Below are 2,218 nucleotides of genomic sequence, written 5' to 3' on the forward strand. Positions count from 1 at the left end.
TACGAAAACGCTAATCAGGAGTCACTAGAAGATAAACCCGATGAGCTTAAGCAAGAAGAAATTCAAGAGCTTGCTATGAATAAGGCAGATAAGCGAAAAGTGCCGAGGTTTGAGGAAAAGTTATAGCTATTAGGCAGTGTAGGTCGGATAAGCGAAGCGCCATCCGACACAGTAAAATACCTTGCCAGTTATAATCATTATTTATGTTGTCGAGTGGCAGGAGAGTGCCAATTGCAAACAGTGGTAACGTCACAAAAACCGAGCGTAGCTTAGCGTGGTATTGTTAGCAAAGCGAACTACGCAGCGGAGTCCGGTTGATTGTTTTGTTAGTAGCCAATTTAGCAGGGAAATGAGAGCAAGACATTACGTACTGCATCGACGTTCCCTTTTTCGATTTCTTTATACGGGATAAGGTTTCCCATAGCTGGTATTTTACTTCTAAGCCATTTCAGAGATGCGCCCTTATTATGAAAATATACAACCTTTGCAATATCTTCTTTACCGAAGCAGACAGCAATTAGCTCTGAAGCAAACTCACACTCCTCAAAGTTCTTATCGCAGAGGCCTACAAAATGCTTCCATTGTGAATCATTCATAGCTATTGCCTATTTACGCTTAACATATGGGGATTTTAGGAGCGCTTTTTCAGCGAGTAAAGTTCCCACCATGATGTTTTTGTTAGGTTTATGTTGACGCAACTATTTTGCGTAAACGCTTTTTAATTAATAGCTGCTCACAATAAAGAGAAATAAAGCTACCAACCAGGAAAGATGCTAGCAGTAACACCCAGTATAATGGCGACTGAATTCCTGAAGCCAAAAGAAACAAATTAAATGGTATAACGAAAAGTAAAAAGCCTAATACTTTTAAAAATTCCCTCAACAGTTGACTACTAGATTTTGCTTCACTGATATATGAGTGGACTGTTTCCTCTGAAGTATCTCCCAATTTAGGAAATGTCTTTTTTAACCAGTTTGAATAATTCAATTTTCTATCCTTAGTTGATTAGTAAACCTAACGCCGCAATCACGCGCTTGTCGCGTGTATTGCTTTGTTAAGTTTGATTTCCATTGGCTGATAGGCCAAACCTGCCGACTCTCCTGCTTCGCCTTTGCACTCAAACCCGTACTTCTCATAGGCGGAAACTGAAGATAATGATGCACTGACGGTGACAATCTCAACCTTCGCGTCATTCAGAGCTGATGAAAGCAACTTCCTCCCAATTCCTTTTTTTTGATGTTCAGGTCTAATAAAAAGCATTGCAACATGACGACCTTCCTTTAGTTCGATCACGCCATCAATTTTTCCATTGTTTTCAGAAACCAGCATCAAGTTGTCTCCCTTCATCCTGTCAAGAAAAGCATTACTCACCGCAATTTTCGAAAAGGTTGAAATCCCTTCCTCCGACAATGTGTCTGCAACAGATCGCAAAAAAGAAGCCATACAAGTCGCGCTTACATCTTCAATATCTTTCTCTTCCATTGTTCTGACAATCACCGAAACCTCCCAAAAAACTTAAGGCCTCAAACACCAGCTTGGTGAAGTTGGCGGCTTTCCAAGTACGCGTGCCTTGACTTGTTAGTCTTCATTCCACTCCCTTACTTTATCTATGAAAGTTGGAATATTTATATTTAATGACTCTAATTCACCAGTTTCATGATCGAAGAAGTGCACAACTTCAAAGTTTTCCTCTGGCTTAGCTATGAATAGATTTCCAGAACCATCTTGTGCGAAGTTAAGGTATTTTTCAGTTCCAGGCCAAGGCCTTTGATACCGTTCTTCATTTAGCGGCTCCCAATTAGCAATGCATATGTAAAGCAAGTCATTGCCTTCATCATCATCTTCTTCTTCGTCGACGATGATATTTTCTAGCTCAAATACTTCGCCTGATTCATACAATTCTTTTAGGCATGAAGGAACGGGTTTCCCCAGATATGACTCAATATAATCAAAGTCAAAGTTCTTAATCTTCTCATCCAGATTTTTGGATAGTGTCATATTTTCCCCTTGAGACTAACAGTTTAACAGTGCTCTCATCGCGCATATTTCTGCCGACGCTACGCTCATTTCTCTGCATGATATAGTTTTAGCAAATAACCTAAGGTATTACTATCACTAAGTTTTCTAAAACTTTAAAGTAAAGTTAAATAGAAGAATATGCGCGCAGCTCATTTTCATGAATATGTGCGCAAAGAGCACTTTGACCAATCAATTAACT

At 39.5% G+C, this 2,218-nt stretch carries 4 protein-coding genes and 1 pseudogene; 1 reads left to right on the forward strand and 4 read right to left on the reverse strand.

Annotation, left to right across the window (positions count from 1 at the left end):
* Positions 1-126, forward strand: a pseudogene (locus H5072_RS21320) (endonuclease/exonuclease/phosphatase family protein); the annotation flags it as partial.
* Between the two features lie 212 nt (positions 127-338).
* Here the strand turns inward: H5072_RS21320 and H5072_RS17395 are convergent.
* The 4 genes from H5072_RS17395 to H5072_RS17410 all read right to left on the reverse strand — a co-directional run bounded on the left by H5072_RS17395 (position 339) and on the right by H5072_RS17410 (position 1,998).
* Positions 339-596, reverse strand: coding sequence for a hypothetical protein (locus H5072_RS17395; protein WP_182694264.1), 258 nt, complete (start codon positions 594-596; stop codon positions 339-341).
* A gap of 88 nt (positions 597-684) precedes the next feature.
* Positions 685-987, reverse strand: a complete 303-nt coding sequence (locus H5072_RS17400; protein WP_182694265.1) for a hypothetical protein — start codon at positions 985-987, stop codon at positions 685-687.
* Between the two features lie 39 nt (positions 988-1,026).
* Positions 1,027-1,482 (reverse strand): GNAT family N-acetyltransferase, encoded by a 456-nt coding sequence (locus H5072_RS17405; RefSeq protein ID WP_182694266.1) that lies wholly within the window; start codon positions 1,480-1,482, stop codon positions 1,027-1,029.
* Between the two features lie 96 nt (positions 1,483-1,578).
* Positions 1,579-1,998: an SMI1/KNR4 family protein gene (locus H5072_RS17410; RefSeq protein WP_182694267.1), complete on the reverse strand. Its 420-nt coding sequence runs from the start codon at positions 1,996-1,998 to the stop codon at positions 1,579-1,581.
* Positions 1,999-2,218 lie beyond the last annotated feature (220 nt).

Source organism: Pseudoalteromonas sp. SR45-5, assembly GCF_014163565.1.
Classification (GTDB): domain Bacteria; phylum Pseudomonadota; class Gammaproteobacteria; order Enterobacterales; family Alteromonadaceae; genus Pseudoalteromonas; species Pseudoalteromonas distincta.